Origin of the sequence: Pseudomonas sp. NEEL19, assembly GCF_028751975.1 — a bacterium.
Lineage (GTDB): Bacteria > Pseudomonadota > Gammaproteobacteria > Pseudomonadales > Pseudomonadaceae > Aquipseudomonas > Aquipseudomonas juntendi.
The window spans coordinates 2,601,576-2,621,945 of record NZ_CP081491.1 but is presented as its reverse complement, the minus strand read 5'-3'; the positions used below and the strand labels follow the sequence as shown (position 1 = coordinate 2,621,945).

2 protein-coding genes (1 of these 2 cut by a window edge) are annotated in these 20,370 nt (G+C 67.8%); both read right to left on the bottom strand.

Annotated elements, in window-relative coordinates; translation table 11 throughout:
- Window positions 1–61: 61 nt before the first annotated feature.
- Window positions 62–11,497, bottom strand: a complete 11,436-nt coding sequence (locus K4A76_RS11575) for a non-ribosomal peptide synthetase (protein ID WP_274412223.1) — start codon at window positions 11,495–11,497, stop codon at window positions 62–64.
- Window positions 11,494–20,370, bottom strand: the final stretch of a protein-coding gene (locus K4A76_RS11570; protein WP_274412222.1) for a non-ribosomal peptide synthase/polyketide synthase. 13,686 nt of this gene lie beyond the right edge of the window; only the last 8,877 of its 22,563 coding nucleotides appear in the window; its start codon lies beyond the right edge, outside the window — the gene reads right to left on this strand; it ends in the stop codon at window positions 11,494–11,496. Before K4A76_RS11570 ends, K4A76_RS11575 begins: the two co-directional genes overlap by 4 nt.

Below are 20,370 nucleotides of genomic sequence, written 5' to 3'. Positions count from 1 at the left end.
AAATTCACTCGACCCTGGCAGCGCTTGCCCCTTGCCGAAGGCAGGGGGCAAGCTGCCGTGGTCACGGGCTGACCTTGCCGTGCTGCACGGCCTGGCCGTCGTGCCACCAGGCCGCCAGGCTGAACACGTCCGGCACCTTCAAGATGCTGAAGTGGTCGCCCGGCCCCTGCCACAGCCTCAGTTGCGGCATCAGTTGCTGCCAGCCTTCCTGCATGGCGGCGTGCTCCCGGGCGTTGCCCAGCGCGTCGAGTTGCGGGTCATCGACCAATACCAGGCCCACCGGCCCGGTATACGTCAGCGACGGCCGATAGACGGTGCGCAGGGCCGTGGCGAAGGTACGCACTGTGCCCTCCAGCACCGCTGGCGTGGACCGCGCTGGCAACAGCCCGTTGCGCACCATGCCGGCATGCAGTTGTCGCAACTGCTCATCAGCCGTGGCCAGGGCAAACGCTGCCGGGTCGATGGCCAAGGTTTTGCCGGTAGACCGTTGCAGCGCGTCAACCAGCTGCTGCAACGCCTCGCCGAAGGTGTACGGCTGGCCGCACGTTCCTCCGGCGCCCGGCGCCTCGCTGTCGATCAGGGTCAACGAGCGCACCGGCCGGCCCTTGGCCTGCAACCTCGCGGCGATGGCATGCGCAACCCACCCGCCGAACGAATGACCGACCAGGTTCAACGGCCCGTGCGGGTACACCGCCTCGATCGCCTGCACATGGCTGTCGGCGGCGGCTTCGACGGTACTGTGCGGTATGCCGGCACCGTCCAGGCCGCGGGCCTGCAAGCCATGCAATGGCCAGTCCGGGCCCAGGGCTTCGGCAAGGCCAATGAAGCTGGTGACGCTATCCCCGGCCCCCGGTACGCAGAACAGCGGCGCGTGCCCGGCGTGCCCGCTCTGAATCGCCACGTGCGCGACCGGGGCCGGTGCCACGGCGTTCGGGCAACCGGCAAGCGCCTCGCTCATCACCTGCCCAAGGGCAGCGACGTGCGGGGCCTGCATCAGGCTGCGGTGGTCGCCCGGTACCGTCAGGGTCTGCAAGCGCTGGCCGGGCAGTGCCTCGCCCCAACCCAGGGTCGGCAGAGGGGCCGGGCCCTGCTCGGCGCGGAACAGGTGCACCGGTATGTGCAACGGCGCCGGGCGGTAATGCGCCAAGGCATAGCCATGGGCCAGTTCACGGCTGAAATAATGCAGCAGTTGCGCATCGCTCATGCTCGCCCACAGGCCATAGAGCAGGCCCTGCGCTCTGCAGGTAGCCAGCAACGTGGCGAAATCCGCCTGTACGGCCTCCAATTGCTGCAAGTGCGCAACCTTACCGGCAGCCGCCGGCCCTTGCGTGCCCCAGAACGCCGAGCAGTTGAGCAATAGCTGCCGTTCCAGCGCGTACTGCCCTGCCCAGCGCGCCTTGCCCTGGTCGGCCAGGCGCGGCGCGTAGGTGTCGATCAGCCCGACGAATTCGACGCTTTCGTCAGCCCCCAGCAACTGGTTGGCGATTTCGAAGGCAACGATGCCGCCGAACGACCAGCCAGCCAGGCGGTACGGCCCGTGCGGCTGAACCTGGCGCATCTGCCCGATGTGGTACCGGGCCAGGCACTCCAAGGTACGCGGTTGCGGCTGCTCGGCAGGTACGCCGGGCAAGCCGTAGATCGCGAACTCGCCGCCCAGTTGCTGGCCCAGCACGGGGAAGTAGAAATCCAGCCCGGTGAACTCGTGGACCAGGAACAGCGGCGTGCCTGCCGTACCGGTACGTACCGTGACGGCCCCACCCGCTTGCCTGGTGTTGTCGTCCAGCCGTGCTGCCAGCAAGGCGACGCTGGGCTGCTGGAACACATCGTTCAGGGCTGTCTTCAAGCCTGCTTTGCTGAGCCTGTCGAGCAGACGGATAGCCGCCAGGGAATGCCCGCCCAGCTCGAAGAAGTTGTCGTGCCGCCCTACCCGCTCCACGCCCAGCAGCTCGGCCCACAGGGCCGCCAGCAAGTGTTCGGTGTCGCCTTGCGGGGCTTCGAACGGGCGCTCCAGTACCGCGCCCGGCGCTGGCAGTGCCTTGCGGTCGAGCTTGCCGTTGGGGCTCAGCGGCAGGGTGTCCAGGTGAATCAGTACCGCCGGGACCATGAACGCCGGCAAGCGGCTGAGCAAAGCGGCGCGCAGCACCTCCAGCGTATGGTGTTGCCCGGTGTAGTAGGCGAGTAATTGCTGTTCGCGTGCGATCACCACCGCTTCCTGGATACCTTCGATACCGGTGAGGCAAGCCTGGATTTCGCCCAGCTCGATGCGCAGGCCATGCAGTTTGACCTGATCGTCGTTGCGGCCGAGGTATTCGATGTTGCCGTCCGGCAGGTGACGCGCCAGGTCGCCGGTGCGGTACAGGCGTGCGCCGGGTACGAACGGATCGTCGATGAAGCGCTCGGCGGTCAGTTCGGCGCGGTTGAGGTAACCCCGGGCCACCTGCACGCCGCCGATGTAGAGCTCGCCGGCTACACCCTGGGGCACTGGTTGCTGCTGGTCGTCGAGGATGTACAGGGTGGTGTTGGCGATGGGTTTGCCGATCGGGGTGTTGTCCGGGGAGGTGGTGCAGTGCCAGGCGCTGACATCCACCGCGGCTTCGGTCGGGCCGTAGAGGTTGTGCAGCTCGACGGTTGGCAGCTGAGCGTGGAAACGCCGTACCAGATTCCCCGGCAACGCCTCACCGGAGCAGATCACACGTATCAAGGGTAGGCGCGGCATTGGGTTGTGATCGGGCTGCGCGGCCGCCCCGGCGGTAATGATGTCGGCTTGGAAATCCTGGGGCCGCTGTGCGGCCCTTTCGCGACACGAGGCCGCTCCCACAGGGGCCTGCGCAGCAGCCCCGGCGACAGGGGCTGTCGAGGACAGGAACACGTCGAGCATCGAGGGTACGAAATGCAGGGTGGTGACGTGCTCGCGGGCGATTACCTCGCGCAGGTATTCGGGGTCACGGTGCCCACCGGGGCGGGCCATGACCAGCCGTGCACCGGTCTGCAACGGCCAGAGGAACTCCCACACCGATACGTCAAAGCTGAATGGGGTTTTCTGCAGCACCACGTCGGCCGCATCCAGGCCGTAAGCGTCTTGCATCCACAGCAGGCGGTTGACCACCCCGGCATGCTCGTTCATCACGCCTTTCGGTAGCCCGGTCGAACCGGAGGTGTAGATCACGTAGGCCAGGTGCCGGGCATTCAGCCCTGCCACCACAGGGTTCGTCGCCGGCAAAGAAGCCCAGCTCGGCTGGTCCAGATCGATGAGCAGACCCGCCTCCGGCACGTGCCGGGTAGCCGCATGCACCAGCACCGCCACCGGCGCGCTGTCGGTCAGCATGTGCCGCACGCGCTCGGCCGGGTAGTCCGGGTCCACCGGCACATAAGCGCCACCGGCCTTGAGAATGGCCAGCAGCCCCACCACCATCGACAAGCCGCGTTCGACGCAGATGGCCACGCGATCGTCCGGTTTGACCCCCAAGCCGATCAAGTGGTGCGCCAGGCAGTTGGCCTGCTGGTTGAGCTGGTCGTAGGTCAGCTCGCCCTCCTCGGCCCTGACCGCCACCGCCTCGGGGGTGCGCCGGACCTGCGCCTCGATCAGGCCGTGCAACGTCTGCCCCAGGTCGTAGGCGACGGCTGTGTCGTTGAAGTCCAACAGCAAGCGCTTGCGCTCGTGCGCATCCAGCAGCGGGGCGTGCGCCGCAATGGCCCGGTCGCTGGCCACGAAAGCCCACAGCAGTTGCTCGAAATAGCCCGCGAACCGCGCAACGGTGGCCCGCTCGAAAAGCGCCGTGGCGTACACGATGCCGCCTGCAAAACCGTCGCCGCGCTCGCCCAGGCTCAAGCTCAGGTCGACCTTGGCAACGCTGGCCGGGCCGCCCAGTGCAGTCACCGCCAGGTCTGCCAACTGCAGCGCCTCGCGGCCTGGGTTGCCATCCCAATCCAGCGACACCTGGTACAGCGGCGTATGCGACAGGCTACGGCGCGGCCGCAGCCGTTCGACCACTTGCTCGAACGGCAGGTCCTGGTGCGCCTGGCCGGCCAGTACGACCGCTTTGACCCGCGCCAGCAACGTCGCCACATCCGGCGCGCCCGACACATCCAGGCGCAGCGCCAGGGTATTGACGAACATGCCGATCAGCCCGTCCACCTCCGCTTGCTGGCGGTTGGCGACCGGCGAGCCGATCACGACTTCATCCTGGCCGGCCAGGCGCGCCAACAGCACCCCCCAAGCCGCCAAGAACAGCATGTATGGCGTGACCGCGTGGCGCCGGCACAGGGCTTTGAGCTCGCTGCTCAAACGCGGATCCAGGCTCAGTTCAACACTGTCGCCGGCATACTGCTGCCGCTCCGGGCGGGGTCGGTCCCAAGGCAGGCTGACAAGGACGGGTGCGCCGCTCAACTGGGCGGCCCAATAGTCCGCCTGCTGTTGCAAGGCTGTGCCACTCAACCACTGGCGCTGCCACACGGCATAGTCCAGGTATTGCACCGGCAAGGCAGGCAGTGGGTCAGGCTGCCCGGTGCTGAAGGCCTGATACAGTGCACCCAGCTCCCTGACCAGTACCCCCAGCGACCAGCCATCGGCGACCAGGTGGTGCAGCGTCAGCAGCAGCACATGGTGGTCCTGGCCCAGGCGCAACAGCCGCCCGCGGATGGGCAAGTCATGGGCCAAGGCAAAGGCCTGGCCGGCGTCTTCGCGCAGCAACGCGGCCAACGCCACCGGGTCAAGGCCTGGGCAGTCCTGCCAACCCAGGCTGAAACCGCGGCTGTCACTGGCCAGGCGCACATGGGGCTCGCCATCCTCAGCGACAAAATGGCAACGCAGGCTTTCGTGCCGCTCGATCAGCCGGTGCAGCGTGCGTTCCAGTGCGGCTCGCTGCAGCGGGCCCTGCAGGCGCAGGGCGATGGGGATGTGATAGGCCGCACTGGCTTCCTGCAACTGTGCCAGGAACCACAGGCGCTGTTGCGCGAACGACAGCGGCAGCCGGCCTGTGCGGGGCGCCGGCGTGATGGCCGGCAACGCCTGGCCCTCGCGCGTGAGGCAGGTGGCCACCGCTGCCAGGCTGTCGTCGGCAAACAGGTCGGCCAGTGCCAACTCACGGCCCAGCCGTTGGCGCACTTGCGCGAGCATGCGCATGGCCAGCAGCGAATGGCCGCCCAGCTCGAAAAAGCGGTCCTGGCGGCCGATCGGCTGTACTTCCAGCAACTCGGACCACAGCGCTGCCAAGGCCTGCTCGCGCTCGCCTTCGGGGGCCTCGAAGGCAGCCACCGCAAAGTCCTGCGGCCCCGGTGCCGGCAAGGCCCGGCGGTCGACCTTGCCATTAGCGTTCAACGGTAGCCGTGCCAAGGCAACGAACGCCGATGGCACCATGTACTCCGGCAACCGGCCGCGCAGGTAGCCACGCAGTTGCAGGGCGTCCAGGCTGGCGGCCTGGCGGGTGTACCAGGCCACCAGGCGCAACGGCCCGGACGCATCGGCAACGGCCATCACCACGACTTCGCCGATGCCCGGGGCCAGGGCCAACTGCTGCTCGATCTCGCCCAGCTCGATGCGAAAACCGCGGATCTTCACCTGGTCGTCGTTGCGCCCCTGGTACTCCAGTTGGCCGTCGCCGCGCCAGCGCACCAGGTCGCCGGTACGGTACAAGCGCGCACCCGCCTGGGTGCTGAAAGGGTCGTCGATGAAACGTTGGGCCGTCAGCTCGGCACGGTTCAGGTAGCCCAGCGCCACGCCATCGCCACCAATGTACAGTTCCCCCACCACACCTTCCGGCACCAGCCGTTGCCAGGCATCCAGCACATACACCTGGGTATTGCCGATAGGCCGGCCAATGGGTACCTGGGCGGCGTCCTCCGCCAACTCGCTTACCTCGCAGGTCACCGCAAAGGTGGTGGTTTCGGTCGGCCCGTAGGCGTTGAACAACCGCAAGCGGGGGGCCTGTTGCAGCAAGGCCCGGAACGCTACCGGCTCGGCACGTTCGCCACCGCACAGCAACACGCGCAGCCGGGCCAGCGCCGCTGGAACCCACTGCACATACTGGTTGAACAGCGCAGTGGTCAGGAACAGCACGCTGACTTGCTGCTCCAGCAGCGCCGTGGCAAAGCGCGCGGGGTCGATGAGCGTGGCATGGTCGATCACGCGCACCTGGCCCCCGTTCAGTAGCGCGCCCCAGACCTCGAAGGTGCTGGCGTCGAATGCCGGGTTGGAGACAAAAGCGAAACGGTCGCTGGCCAGCAGCTCGACATAGCCGTTGTTCAATACCAGGCGCGCGATGCCCCGGTGCGGCACACACACGCCTTTGGGTGTGCCGGTAGTGCCGGAGGTGTACATCACATACGCGGTGCTGCCGCCAGCCTGCACCGCTGCAGGGTTGGTGCTGGGTTGGCGGTCGAGCGCCAGGCTGTCGAGTTCCAGGCGTGGCACCGACAGGTCGGAGGCGATGTCGGTAGCCGTGAGCAGCAACACCGCCTGGCAGTCCTCGAGCATGAACAGCTGACGCTCGGCAGGGGCATGCAGGTCGAGCGGCACGTAGACGGCACCGCACTTCAGCACGGCCAGTTGCGCCACCAGCAGTGACAGCGACCGCGGCAACAGGATGGCCACGCAAGCGCCAGGTTCTACCCCGCTGCCGATCAGGTAGTGGGCCAGGCGGTTGGCGCGCTCGTTGAGCGCGCCATAGCAAAGGGTCTGCTCGCCCTGCACCGCCGCCACAGCCAGCGGGTGAAGGGCCACGCGCTGCTCGAACAGGTGGTGCACGGCAACGTCACGGGGGTAGGCGTAATGGGTGGCGTTGCGTGCGTGCAGCAGGTCCTGGCGCTGCGCCTCGTCGATCAGCTCCACTTGGGCCAGGGCTTGCTGGTCATCATCGGCCATGGCCCACAGCAGGCGCTCGAAGTAGCCCAGGTAGCGCTGCACGGTGGCGGCGTCGAACAGTGCCGTTGCGTAGTCGAGGCTGCCGGCCAAGGTATCGCCCTGCTCGCCCAGGTTGAGCGTGAGGTCGAACTTGGCCACTGCCGCGGCCTGGGGCACGGCCTCCAGTTGCAGGCCTTGCAGGTGCAAGGCTGCGCCTTGGGTGGCCTGCCAGTTCAGGCTGACCTGGAACAGCGGCGTGTGCGCAAGGCTGCGCGCCGGGCGAAGCATTTCCACCACGTGCTCGAACGGCAGGTCCTGGTGGGCCTGGGCTTGCAACACGCGGTCGCGCACCTGCTGCAGCAGCGCCTGCGCGGTGCCCGCTGCGCTGCTGTCGATGCGCATGGCCAGCGTGTTGACGAACAACCCGGCCAGCGGCTCCAGCTCGGCCCGGCCGCGCCCTGCCACCGGGCACCCCACCACCACTTCGGGCTGGCCTGCCAGGCGGCCGAGCAGGGCCGCCCAGGCACCGAGCACGGTCATGTACAGCGTCACCCCATGGCGCCGGGCCAGCCCGCGCAGGGCGGCGGTCAAGCGTGGCTCGAACCGCACTGGCAGGGTTGCACCGGCAAAGTCCTGGCGCGGCGGCCGTGGCCGGTCAGCAGGGAGCTTGAGCAGCTCGGGGGCACCTTCGAGGCTCTGTTGCCAGAAGGCCACCTGGCGTTGCAGCTGCTCCCCAGCCAGCCAGCGGCGCTGCCATACCGCGTAGTCTGGGTACTGGATGGCCAACGGCGGCAGCGGGTCATCGCGACCGTTGCACATGGCTGCGTACTGCACGCTCAGTTCATGGGTCAGCACCCCCAGCGACCAGCCATCGGCTACGATGTGGTGCACGGTCAGTGCCAGCACATGGTGCTGCGCGCCCAGGCTCAGCACGTGGGCACGAAGCAACGGCCCGTGGGCCAGGTCGAACGGCGCTGCCGCCAATTCCTGCAAGCGGCCTGGCAACACTTCAGCGGCCAGCGTTTCACAGCTGAACCAGCCGTCGCCCGCAGTGGCGGCAATCACCACCTCGGCGCTGTCATCACGCGCCACGAAGCGGCTGCGCAACGTCTGGTGGCGCTTGATGATGCGCAACAGCGCACCCTCCAGCGCAGCGCTATCCAATGGCCCGCGCAAGCCCAAGGCCAACGGCACGTTGTAGGCCTGGTTGCCGCCCTCCATCTGCGCCAGGAACCACAGCCGCTGCTGGGCAAACGACATCGGCAGCGTCTGCCCGTGTGGCACCGGCACGATCGCCGGCAGCGCAGTGCCAACGGCCCCGGCCAGCACCTGGGCTACCGCGGCCAACTGCGGGTTGGCGAACAGCTCGGCCAGGCTCAGTTCCACGCCCAGGCGCACGCGCACCTGCGACACCATGCGCATGGCCAGCAGCGAATGGCCACCCAGGCTGAAGAAATGGTCGTCGCGCCCCACGCGCTCGACCTGCAGCAGTTCCGCCCAGATCTGTGCCAGTGCCAGCTCCAGCTCACCCTGCGGCGGCGCGTAAGCCTGCTCGAACAACGCAGCACGTCCAGGGCGCGGCAACGCCCGGCGGTCGAGCTTGCCATTGGCCGTCAGTGGCAATACCGGCAGCTCGACGAATGCCACCGGCACCATGTAGGCCGGCAGGTGTGCCTGCAACTGCCCGCGCAGCCCCTCCGGGTTGAGGGGCTGCACGTCGGGGCTGGCGGTGAAATACGCCACCAGCTGCGGGTGCCCGGGTTCATCCTCACGCGCGATCACCACCGCTTCGGCGATACCGGCCAAGGCTGCCAGGCGGCTTTCGATTTCGCCCAGCTCGATGCGTACGCCGCGGATCTTCACCTGGTCATCGTTACGCCCCAGGTAGTCGAGCGTGCCGTCCGGCAGCCAGCGCACAAGGTCGCCGGTGCGGTACACGCGCCCGCCCGCCACGAACGGATCGTCGCAGAACCGCTCGGCGGTCAACTGCGGGCGGTTCCAGTAGCCCCGGGCAACCCCGACACCCCCGATGTACAGCTCGCCCGGCACGCCCAGGGCGACCGGTTGCATATGCGCATCGAGCACGTACAGCCGCGCATTGTCCACCGGCTTGCCGATATGCAGCACACCGCCCGCCTCCAGCGCCCCGGAACTGGCCACCACCGTGGCCTCGGTCGGCCCGTAGTTGTTGACCACGGCAAAGCGCTGGGTGCGATTGAACTGGCGCAAGCGGTCGCCACCAATCAGCAGGGTGCGCAAGGTCGGATGTTCCAGGTGGTGGTTGAAGGCATATTCAGCCACCGGTGTGGGCAGGAAACTGACGTCCAGCGGCTGCGCCTGCCACCAGGCGAGCATGGCATCGAGGTCATCGTGGCCCTCGGTGGTCGGCGCCAGGTGCAGCGTGGCCCCGGCGCACAATGCCGGCCACACTTCCCAGGCCATGGCATCGAAGCCAAAGCCGGCCAGGCTGGAGGTGTGCCGCCCCTGGCACAGGTCGAAAGCACGGCAGTGCCAGTCAACCAGGTTGCTTACGCTGCGGTGTTCAACCATCACGCCCTTGGGTTGCCCGGTCGAGCCGGAGGTGTAGATCACATAGGCCAGATGCTGCGCAGCAAGCCCGGGCACGACCGGGTTGGCGTCGCTGGCAGGCCAGTCCGGCTGGTCCAGTAACAGCAGCGTTACGCCGATTTGACCAAGGCGATGGCTCAACGCCTGTTGCGTCAGTACCACCGCGGGGCTGCTGTCTGCCAGCAGGTAGCCGATGCGCTCGTCGGGGTGCGCCGGGTCTACCGGCACGTAACCTGCGCCGGCCTTGAGCACGGCCAGCAGGCCCACCAGCGTGTCCAGCCCGCGCCGGGCCACCACGGCCACCCGGTCGTCCGGGCGCACACCCAGGCTGATCAGGTGGTGGGCCAAGGCATTGGCGCGGCGGTTGAGTTCGCCGTAGCTCAGTTGGGCGCCGCCACTCGTTGCAGCGATGGCCTCTGGGCAACGGGCAACCTCTTGCTCGATACGTTGGTGCAGGGTCAGGTGCTGCGCGTGGTGGGTGGCGCAAGCGTTGAAGCCTTCCAGCAGCGTTTCGCGTTCAGCAGGGGGCACCATGGCCAGCCGGTTCACCGCCAGGTGTGGGGTTTGCAGCAGGCTTTCCAGCGTTTGCTGGACATACGCACACACGCGCTGGGCCGGCACTTGCGGGCTGGCCAGCAAGGTCAGGCGAAACGCCTCGCCCAGGTCGTCCACGCTCAGCGTCAGCGGGTAGTTGGTCGCTTCAGCCGAGTCGATGATATCGATGCCGGTCAAGGCGGCACGGCGTGGCTCGCTGCTGCCTGGCGCGCTGTGGCGGTAGTTCAGCAACGCATTGAACAACGGCGCCGATGCGGCCACGCCGCTGCAGCGCTGGGCCAAGGCCAGGGGCGCATGTTCATGGCGCATCAGCGCGCTCAGGCGCTGGTGGGTGGCGCGCACCGCGCTGCCCAGGTCGGCGCTGTCCAGGTCAACCCGCAGTGGCAAGGTATTGATGAAGATCCCCAGCGCCCGGTCGGTAGCCTCGGCGCCCTGCAGGCGGCCCATCAGCACTGTGCCGAACACCACCTGCTCACGCCCGGTAAGGCCCCCCAGTACCCGGCCCCAGGCCAGGTGGAACAGGCTGGCGACGCTCACCCCCAGGCTGCGGGCCTGGGCGCGCAAGCCCTGGCACAGTGCCAATGGCAGGTCGAGCTGGTGCTCGGCATGCACCTCGCCAGTGCCCTGCACGTCCTGCAAGCCATACGCCAGGGTGGCTTCGTCGACACTGCCAAGCATGTCGCGGAAAAATGCTTCGTGCCCGGCTTCGCTGATCCCCAGCACCGCCTGCGCAACATAGTTGCGAAACGGCACCGGTGCGCCCAGTTGCGCCTCGGCGCCGCTGAGAAACGCAATCAGCTCGTGGCGCACCACCTCCAGGGCACTGTGGTCCATGGCGATATGGTGGAACTGCAAGGTCGCAGTCAGCCGCCCGTCGGCCTGTGGCGCGTCACGCAGCAAGCGCATCAGCGGCGCCTGGGTCAGGTCGAGCCAGTTCCGCTTCGGGGCATCGACGGGCAGCGTCATGACCGTCAGTTCGGCCTTGCGCCATACCACCTGCACCGGCGCTTGCAACCCTTGCCAGTGCACCGAGGTGCGCAGGATATCGTGGCGGGCGATCACCCCGTTCAAGGCGTCGGCGAATGCCTGCAGGCGCGCCTCGCTGGCGAACACGAAGCGTGCCTGCATCACGTACGGGTCATGCTCGCTGGCACTGGCGTGGTGGAAGAGCATGCCTTGTTGCAACGGCGCCAGTGGGTAGATGTCCTGCACGTTGGGCGCGCCCCCCGGTATTGCGTTGACCACGCTGTCCAGGCTGGCCTGGTCGAGCGTGACCAGGTTGAGCAGTTGCGGGGTGATGTGCGTGCAGCCTGGCGCAATGAGGTTGCCCGGCACCTGTACCGCGCCCTGCTTGACCGCCACGTACTCCCCTCGCTCGAGCATGCCGACAAGGGTGGGTTTGTGCGCACGCAGTTGCGCCACCAGGGTGCTGTCGGTCAGCGCCTGGCGGTTGCCCTGGACCACCAGTTGGCCATCCTTGAGTGCCAGCTGCACATTCTGCGCGGTCAGTGTTGCCAGTAATTGGTTGATGCTCACAGGACGATCTCCATGCTGTCTGTGATGGCTGCATAGCCGGCCAGGGTCGGTTGGTCGAACAAGGCGCGTACATCGGCCTCCAGGCCTTGCTCGCGTAGCCGTGACGTCAATGTCACGGCCAGCAGCGAGTGGCCGCCCAGTTCGAAGAAGTTGTCATGCCGCCCCACCTGCTCCAGGCCGAGCAGTTCGCACCACAGGGCCGCGAGCAGGGTTTCGGTGTCGCCTTCAGGGGCCGCGTAAGGGCGGTCTTCGATGGCACCGGGTGCAGGCAAGGCCTTGCGGTCGAGCTTGCCGTTGGGGCTCAGCGGCAGGGCGTCGAGGTGCATGAACAGCGCCGGCACCATGAATTCCGGCAACTGCGCGAGCAGCGCCGTGCGCAGTGTGTCCGTGCTGTGCGGGGCGCCGGTGTAGTAAGCCACCAGGCGTTGTTCATGGGCGAGCACGACAGCCTCCTTGACGCCCTCGATGGCCGTGAGGCCGGCCTGGATTTCACCCAGTTCGATGCGCAGGCCACGCAGTTTGACCTGGTCGTCGTTGCGGCCGAGGTATTCGATGTTGCCGTCGGGCAGGTGGCGTGCCAGGTCACCGGTGCGGTACAGGCGTGCGCCGGGTACGAACGGGTCGTCGATGAAGCGCTCGGCGGTGAGTTCGGCACGGTTGAGGTAACCCCGGGCCACCTGCACGCCGCCGATGTAGAGCTCGCCGGCTACCCCCTGGGGCACCGGTTGCTGCTGGTCGTCGAGGATGTACAGGGTGGTGTTGGCGATGGGTTTGCCGATCGGGGTGTTGTCCGGAGCGCTGGTGCAGTGCCAGGCGCTGACATCCACCGCGGCTTCGGTCGGGCCGTAGAGGTTGTGCAGCTCGACGGTTGGCAGCTGAGCGTGGAAGCGCCGTACCAGATTCCCCGGCAACGCCTCACCCGAGCAGATCACACGTACCAAGGGTAGGCGCGGCATTGGGTTGTGATCGGGCTGCGCGGCAGCCCCGGCGGTAATGGTGTCGACTTGGAAATCCCGGGGCCGCTGTGCGGCCCTTTCGCGACACGAGGCCGCTCCCACAGGGGCCTGCGTAGCAGCCCCGGCGACAGGGGCTGTCGAGGACAGGAACACGTCGAGCATCGAGGGAACGAAATGCAGGGTGGTGACGTGCTCGCGGGTGATCACCTCGCGCAGGTATTCGGGGTCTCGGTGCCCACCGGGGCGGGCCATCACCAGCCGTGCGCCGGTCTGCAACGGCCAGAGGAATTCCCACACCGACACGTCAAAACTGAACGGGGTTTTCTGCAGCACCACGTCGGCCGCATCCAGGCCGTAAGCGTCCTGCATCCACAGCAGGCGGTTGACGACACCCGCGTGCTCGTTCATCACGCCTTTCGGCAGCCCGGTCGAACCGGAGGTGTAGATCACGTAGGCCAGGTGCCGGGCATTCAGCCCTGCTACAACCGGGTCAACCACAGGCTGATCCGCCCAGCTCGGCTGGTCCAGATCAATGAGCAGACCCGCTTCCGGCACGTGCCGGGTAGCCGCATGCACCAGCACCGCCACCGGCGCGCTGTCGGTCAGCATGTGCCGTACGCGCTCGGCCGGGTAGTCCGGGTCCACCGGCACATAAGCGCCACCGGCCTTGAGAATCGCCAGCAGCCCCACCACCATCGACAGCCCGCGTTCGACGCAGATGGCCACGCGATCGTCCGGTTTGACCCCCAAGCCGATCAAGTGGTGCGCCAGGCGGTTGGCCTGCTGGTTGAGCTGGCCGTAGCTCAGCTCGCCCTCCTCGGCCCTGACCGCCACCGCCTCGGGGGTACGCCGAACCTGCGCCTCGATCAGGCCGTGCAAGGTCCGCCCGAGGTCGTAGGCGACGGCCGTGTCATTGAACCCGGCCAGCACCCGCTGGCGTTCCTCGGCCTGCAACACCGGCAAGCGCTGCAACGCCAGCGCCGGTTCATGCTCCAGGGCCTGCACCATGGCCTGCAACACCTGCTCCATTTGCCCGCAGATGCGCGCAGCGCCAACGCCGGCAGTGGTCATGGCCACCAGGCGGAAACCACCCCCGGTGTCGTCAACGTTCAAGCTCAATGGGTAGTTGCTGCGCTCCTGGCTTTCCAGGCTTTCCATCCCTGCTGTCGCCTGCTTCTGGCTGGCGGTGGCCTGGCTGCTGTGCCGGTAGTTGAGCATTGCGCTGAACAATGGCTGCGGCGCCGCCACGCCGCTGCAGCGTTGCGCCAATGCCAGCGGGGCATGCTCGTGGGCCAGCAGCGCGCTGAGGGACTGGTGGGTAGCATGAGCCGCCTCGCGCAGGCTGACGCCGGCCAGGTCGATGCGCAACGGCAAGGTGTTGATGAACATGCCCAGCGCACGCTCGGCGCCTTCGCCGCCTTGCAGGCGGCCTAGCAGCACCGTGCCGAACACCACGCGCGGTTGCCCGCTGGCGGCGCCCAGCAGGCGCGCCCAGGCCAGGTGGAACAGGCTGGCGACGCTGATGCCCAGTTGCCGCGCCTGCACCCGTAGCCGTTGCCCCAGGCTGTCATCCAGCCACAGCTGCGCTTCTTCGATGTCGCGGCCATCGCCTTGGACATCGCTGAGGCCGAACGGCAGGGTCGGCTCGTCGATCGTCGCCAGTTGCTCACGGAAGAACGCTTCGTGCGCATCCTGGCTGAGGCCAAGGCGTGCCTGGGCCACATAGTTGCGGTAAGGCACTGGGGCGTGTGCAGGTTCGTCGTTGCCCTGCAAGAAGCCGATCAGCTCCTCGGCCACCACTTCCATGGCGGTATGGTCGAGCACGATATGGTGGAACTGCAGGGTCGCTTCGATCGGGCCGTCCGCATCGGTGTACAGCAGGCGCAGCAGCGGGGCCTGGCGCAAGTCCAGAGCCGCAGAGACCGGTCGGCCCGCTGCAGCACCGCTGCCAAGGGTTTGTGGCACAAGCGATGCAACGTCGCGCAGCACCACTTGCACCGGCTGGGGCAAGCCGTCCCAGAGGATGGCGGTACGCAGCACGTCGTGACGCGCGATGACGTTGTCCAGTGCGCGGGCAAAGCGTGCCAGGTGCTCCCGGCTGGCGAAGGCAAAGCGTGATTGCAGCACATACGGGTCGTGGCCCGCAGCACTCAGGTGGTGGTAGAGGATACCTTCCTGCAACGGCGCCAGTGGGTAGATGTCCTGCACGTTGGCCGCACCGCCCGGCACCTGGGCGACGATACGCTCGATCGCGCCCTGCTCCAGGGCCAGCAGCGGCAGCATGGCCGGGGTGATGTGGGTGCAGCCGGCAGGGATCAGGTTCTCCGGCACCTGCACCTCGCGTGCCTGGCCCAGGGTGGCCGCCAGCGCAGCGATGCTCGGTTGGCCGAACAAGGTCCGCACATCGACCTGCAGGCCCTGGCGGCGCAAACGTGCCGTCAGGTTCACCGCCAACAGGGAATGGCCGCCCAGCTCGAAGAAGTTGTCGTGCCGCCCCACCCGCTCGACCTGCAGCATCTCGGCCCACACGGCAGCCAGTGCGCTTTCGACTGCGCCTTGCGGTGCCACGTACTCCTGCCTGGCCAGCAGCGCCGGGTCGGGGTCTGGCAAGGCCTTGCGGTCGAGCTTGCCATGCCGGGTCAGCGGCAAATGGTCCAGGCGGGTGAACGCCAACGGCACCAGGTGTGGCGGCAAGCTCGCCTGCATCGCCTCACGCAACGCGTCCGGGGCAACCGGCGCGCTGGCGGTGAACCAAGCCAGCAGGCGCTCACCGCGCACCAGCACCACGGCATCGATCACGCCCGGCTGGGCAGCCAGCACGCTTTCGATTTCGCCCAACTCGACCCGCACACCACGGATCTTCACCTGGTCATCGTTGCGGCCCAGGTAGTCCAGGGTGCCATCGGCATTCCAGCGCACCAGGTCACCGCTGCGGTACATGCGCGCATGGGCCTCGCTGCTGAACGGGTCGGCCAGGAAGCGCTCGGCGCTCAGCGCCTCACGCCTGAAGTAACCGCGTGCCACCCCGGCCCCGCCGATGTACAGCTCACCAGCCGCGCCCACCGGCACTGGCTGGCGCTGTTCATCGAGCACATAGACACGGGTGTTGGCGATGGGCTTGCCGATGTGCGGTACGCTGCCAGGCAGCACCCGGCCAGCGCTGGCCACCACCGTTGTTTCGGTCGGGCCATAGTTGTTCACCACGCTGAAGCCTGGGTCGTGTTCGAACGCCCGCAAGCGGTCGCCACCGACCAGCAAGGTCCGCAAGGTCGGGTGCTGGCGCTCTCGGCGCAGGGCCTGTTCGGCGACCGGCGTTGGCAGGAAGCTGACGGCCAGCGGTTGTTCCAACCACCAGTCGAGCAATTCGTCCACGTGTTCATTGGCCACTTGCAGCGGCGGCAGGTGCAACACCGCCCCTGCGCACAGCGTCGGCCAGATTTCCCAGGCCAGCGCATCGAAGCCGAACCCAGCCACGCTGCTGGTATGGCTGCCTGCCGTCACGGCAAAGGCCTCGCAGTGCCAGTGCACCAGGTTGGCCAGCGTCGCATGCTCGACCATCACCCCCTTGGGCTGGCCAGTGGAGCCGGAGGTATAAATCACATAGGCCAGTTGCTGGTGATCCAGGCCAGCCACGTGCGGGTTGCTCTGCGCTGCGCCTTGCCAGGCGTCGCTGTCCAGCACGATGCACGGGGCGTCGCCCACCAGGGCCCGGGTCGCAGACTCGACCACCACCCGCGCAGGCGCGCTGTCGGCCAACAGGTAGGCGATCCGCTCGGCCGGGTAGGTCGGGTCGATCGGCACATAGGCAGCGCCGGCCTTCAGCACGGCCAGCAAGCCGATCTGGCGCTCCAGGCTGCGCGGCAGGCACAGGGCAACCCGGTCACCCACCTGCACGCCCTGGGCAATCAGGTAATGGGCCAGGCGGTTGGCGCTACGGTTCAGCTCGCCATAGCTCAGCACCCGGCCACCCTGGACCAGCGCCGCAGCCTGCGGCGTGCGTGCGGCCTGGGCTTCGACCAGGGCATGCACGGTGCGCCCGGTCGGGTAGTCGCGCCGGGTTGCATTGAAGGTGTCCAGCAACTGCTGGCGTGCCGCCTGGTCGATAATCGGCAGCGTGCTCACCGCAGCGGTTGCGCCCTGCGCCAGTGCCTGGGCCAGTTGCGCGAGTGCCTGGCTCATCCAGCGTGCCACCTGCTCGGCGCCTACGCCCTGCTGGGCCAATACGCTCAAGGCAAAACCTTCGCCCAGGTCGTCGACGCTGAGGGTCAGCGGGTAGTTGCTGCGTTCCTCACCCCCCAGCAGGCGCACGCCTTGGCTGCCGGCAGCACGGCCAGCGGCACTGCTATGGCGGTAATTGAACAAAGCGCTGAACAGCGGCGAAGACGCCGCCACGGCGCTGCAACGCTGGGCCAGGGCCAGCGAGGCATGCTCGTGTTGCAGCAGCGCAGACAGCCGCTGGTGGGTCAGGCGCACCGCCTGCACTACCGGCGTCGACAGGTCGATGCGCAGCGGCAAGGTGTTGATGAACACACCCAGTGCCCGGTCAGCCCCTGCACCGCCTTGCAGGCGGCCCATCAGCACCGTGCCGAAGACCACGTCGCTGCGGTTGGCCAGCACCCCCAGTACCCGCGCCCAGGCCAGGTGGGCCAGGCTGGCGACACTGACGCCCAGGCGCCGGGCCTGTTCGCGCAGGTTGCGGGCCAAGGTGGCATCCAGCTGCAGTTGGGCCTCTTCGATGGCATGCCCTTCGCCCTGCACATCGGCCAGGCCGAACGGCAGGGTGGGCTCATCCAGGTCACCCAGCATCTCGCGGAAGAATGCCTCATGGCCGGCATCGTCTGCCGCCAACCGCGCCTGGGCCACGTACGTACGGTACGGCACCGGCGCGGGCAGTTGTGCGCCCTGCCCGTCCATCAATGCCTGCATTTCGCCCGCGATGACCTCCATGGCGGTATGGTCCAGGGCCAGGTGGTGGAACTGCAGTATCGCCACCACCCGCTGGTTGCGCGGGTCGGCGGCATACACCAGGCGCAGCAAAGGTGCGCAGGCCAGGTCCAGGCGCTGGTGGCGGGCATCGTAGCGTGCCTGCAAGGCATCGAGCACCGCTTCGCTGCCCAGCCCCTCGACAGCGGTAACCGCCATGCGGGCCTTGCGCCAAACCACTTGTACCGCCTGCTCAAGGCCTTCGCTGAGCACAGCGGTGCGCAGGATGTCGTGGCGGTCGATCACCTGCTGCAGCGCGCCAGCCCAGCGCTGCAGGTCGGCCAGGCTGTCGAACGCCAGGCGTGACTGCAGCAGGTACGGGTCGCCCTGCTCGGCGCTGAGGTGGTGGTACAGAATGCCTTCCTGCAGCGGTGCCAGCGGGTAGATTTCCTGCACGTTGGCTGCACCACCCGGGACGCTGGCAACGATACGGTCGATGCTGGCCTGATCCAGTTCGATCAAGCTGAGCATCGCCGGGGTGATCGCCTGGGCGTCGACCGGTACCCGGTTGGCCGGTACGTCCACCTCGCGCCCGCTGCCCACGGCAGCGGCCAGTGCCGCCAGGGTCGGCTGGGCGAACAGGACACGCACATCGGCAAGCAGGCCAGCCTTGCGCATGCGCTCGACCAGGGTTACCGCCAGCAGCGAATGGCCACCCAGTTCGAAGAAGTGGTCATGGCGCCCGACCTGCTCGACCTTCAGCACCTCGGCCCAGATGGCGGCCAGGGCAACTTCCACAGCCCCTTGCGGGGCCTCGAAAGCCCGGCTCACCAGGGCGTCGCTGCCCGGAAGCGGCAGTGCACGGCGGTCAAGCTTGCCGTTGGCAGTCAATGGCAGCTCGGCCAGGCACACGTAGGCAGCCGGCACCATGTAGTCCGGCAGCAGGCTTTGCAGGCGGCCGTGCAAGTCGGCGACCAGCGGCGCTGCCGCGTGCGCGGTGAAGTAAGCTACCAGGCGTTTGTCGCCCGGGGCGTCTTCACGCAGGACCACGGCGCTGTCACGCACGCCTTCGCACTGGCCAAGACACGCTTCGATTTCCCCGAGTTCGATACGGAACCCGCGCAGCTTGACCTGCTGGTCGGCACGCCCAAGGTAGCGCAGCGTGCCGTCGGCCTGCCAGCTGACCAGGTCGCCGCTGCGGTACATGCGCGCCTCTGCCTGTCCACTGAAAGGGTCATCGAGGAAGCGTTCGGCGGTCAGCGCGGGCTGGCCGAGGTAGCCCAGCGCCACGCCATCGCCACCGATATACAACTCGCCTACGGCGCCCAGCGGGACCGGTTGCCGACGGGCATCGAGCACGTAGCAGCGGCCATTGCCGATGGGCTTGCCGATCGGAATGCTGCCTTGGCCCACAGCCGTTATTTCATGGGTGGTGCTGAAGGTGGTGGCCTCAGTCGGGCCGTAGCCATTGAGCAAGTGCTGCGGCGCACCGTCGCGCAGCACCCGGGCGACCACTGCCGGGTCCAGCACGTCGCCGCCCACCATCAGGTAGCGCAGCTTGGCGAAGGCTGGCAGCAAGGCATCGGCAAACTGGTGGAACAAGCCTGCGGTCAGCCACAGCACGCTCACCTGCTGGGCTACCAATACATCGCGCAAGGCCTCGCGGCACAGGACCTGCGGCTGGTCGATCACCACCACGCAGGCGCCGTTGAGCAGCGGCGCCCATACCTCCAGGGTACTGGCGTCGAATGCCGGGTTGGAGGCGAAGGCCACCCGGTCGTCACGGTTGAACTCGGCAAAGCCGTTGTTGATGGCCAGCCTAACGATCGCCCGGTGAGGAACCAGCACACCTTTCGGCGTGCCCGTCGAGCCCGAGGTGTACATGACGTAGGCCGCGCTTTGCGCGTTCACCGCCAGGGCCGGTGCATGGTGGGGGCAGGCGGACAGGTCGCAGCGGTCCAGTTCTACCCGCACGGCCCCGCCGGTTTGCGCCTGGCTGGCGAGCGTCAGCAGCACGCGGGCCTGGCAGTCCTGGATCATGAACGCCTGGCGTTCAACCGGGGCATTGCTGTCCAGCGGCACGAATACCGCAGCGCATTTGCTCACGGCCAATTGCGCGGCGAGCAGGTCGAAGCTGCGCGGCAGCAACAGTGCCACCCGCTCACCCGGGTTTACGCCCAGGCTGAGCAGGTGGTGAGCCAGCCGGTTGGCATGCTCATCCAGTTGCTGGTAGGACCACTGGCGCTGCCCGTGCACCACGGCGGTCGCCTGTGGCGTAAGGGCGGCGTGGGTACCGACCAGTTGGTGCAGCGCATGCTCGTGCGGGTAGTCTCGGCGGGTGGCGTTGAAGCCTTGCAGCAGCAGTTCGCGTTCGCCGGGCGCCAATTGGCTGAGCGTATGCAACGGCGTGGCCGGGGCCTGTTGCAAGGCATCGGCCAGTTGCGCCAGGGCGGTCGCCAGCAGGCGGCACACCTGCCCGCCGTCTACCTGCGACACCGCCTGCACGGTGAGCACCAGGCCTTCGCCCAGGTCATCGATGTTCACCACCAGTGGGTAGTTGCTGCGCTCGTGGGCTGCGATCTGCTCGATGCCCTGCCATGCCTGGCGCAGTTCGACCTTGGCGGGGGCGCTGTGACGGTAGTTCAGCAGGCTGGTGAACAGCGCCTGGGTCGCCGGCACGCCGCTGCAGCGCTGGGCCAGGGCCAGCGACGCCTGTTCGTGGGCCAGCAGCCGCGCCAGGCGCTGGTGGGTAAGGCGCACGCCCTCGGCAGTGCCTGCGGCACCGACGCTGACGCGCAGGGGCAAGGTGTTGATGAACATGCCCAGCGCCCGTTCGGCACCTTCGCCGCCCTGCAGGCGGCCCAGCAGCACCGTGCCGAACACCACCTCTTCGCGGCCGGACAACTGCGCCAGTACTTGCGCCCAGGCCTGGTGCATCAGGCTGGCGACGCTCACGCCCAAGTGCCGCGCCTGCTCGCGCAAGCGCCCGCACAG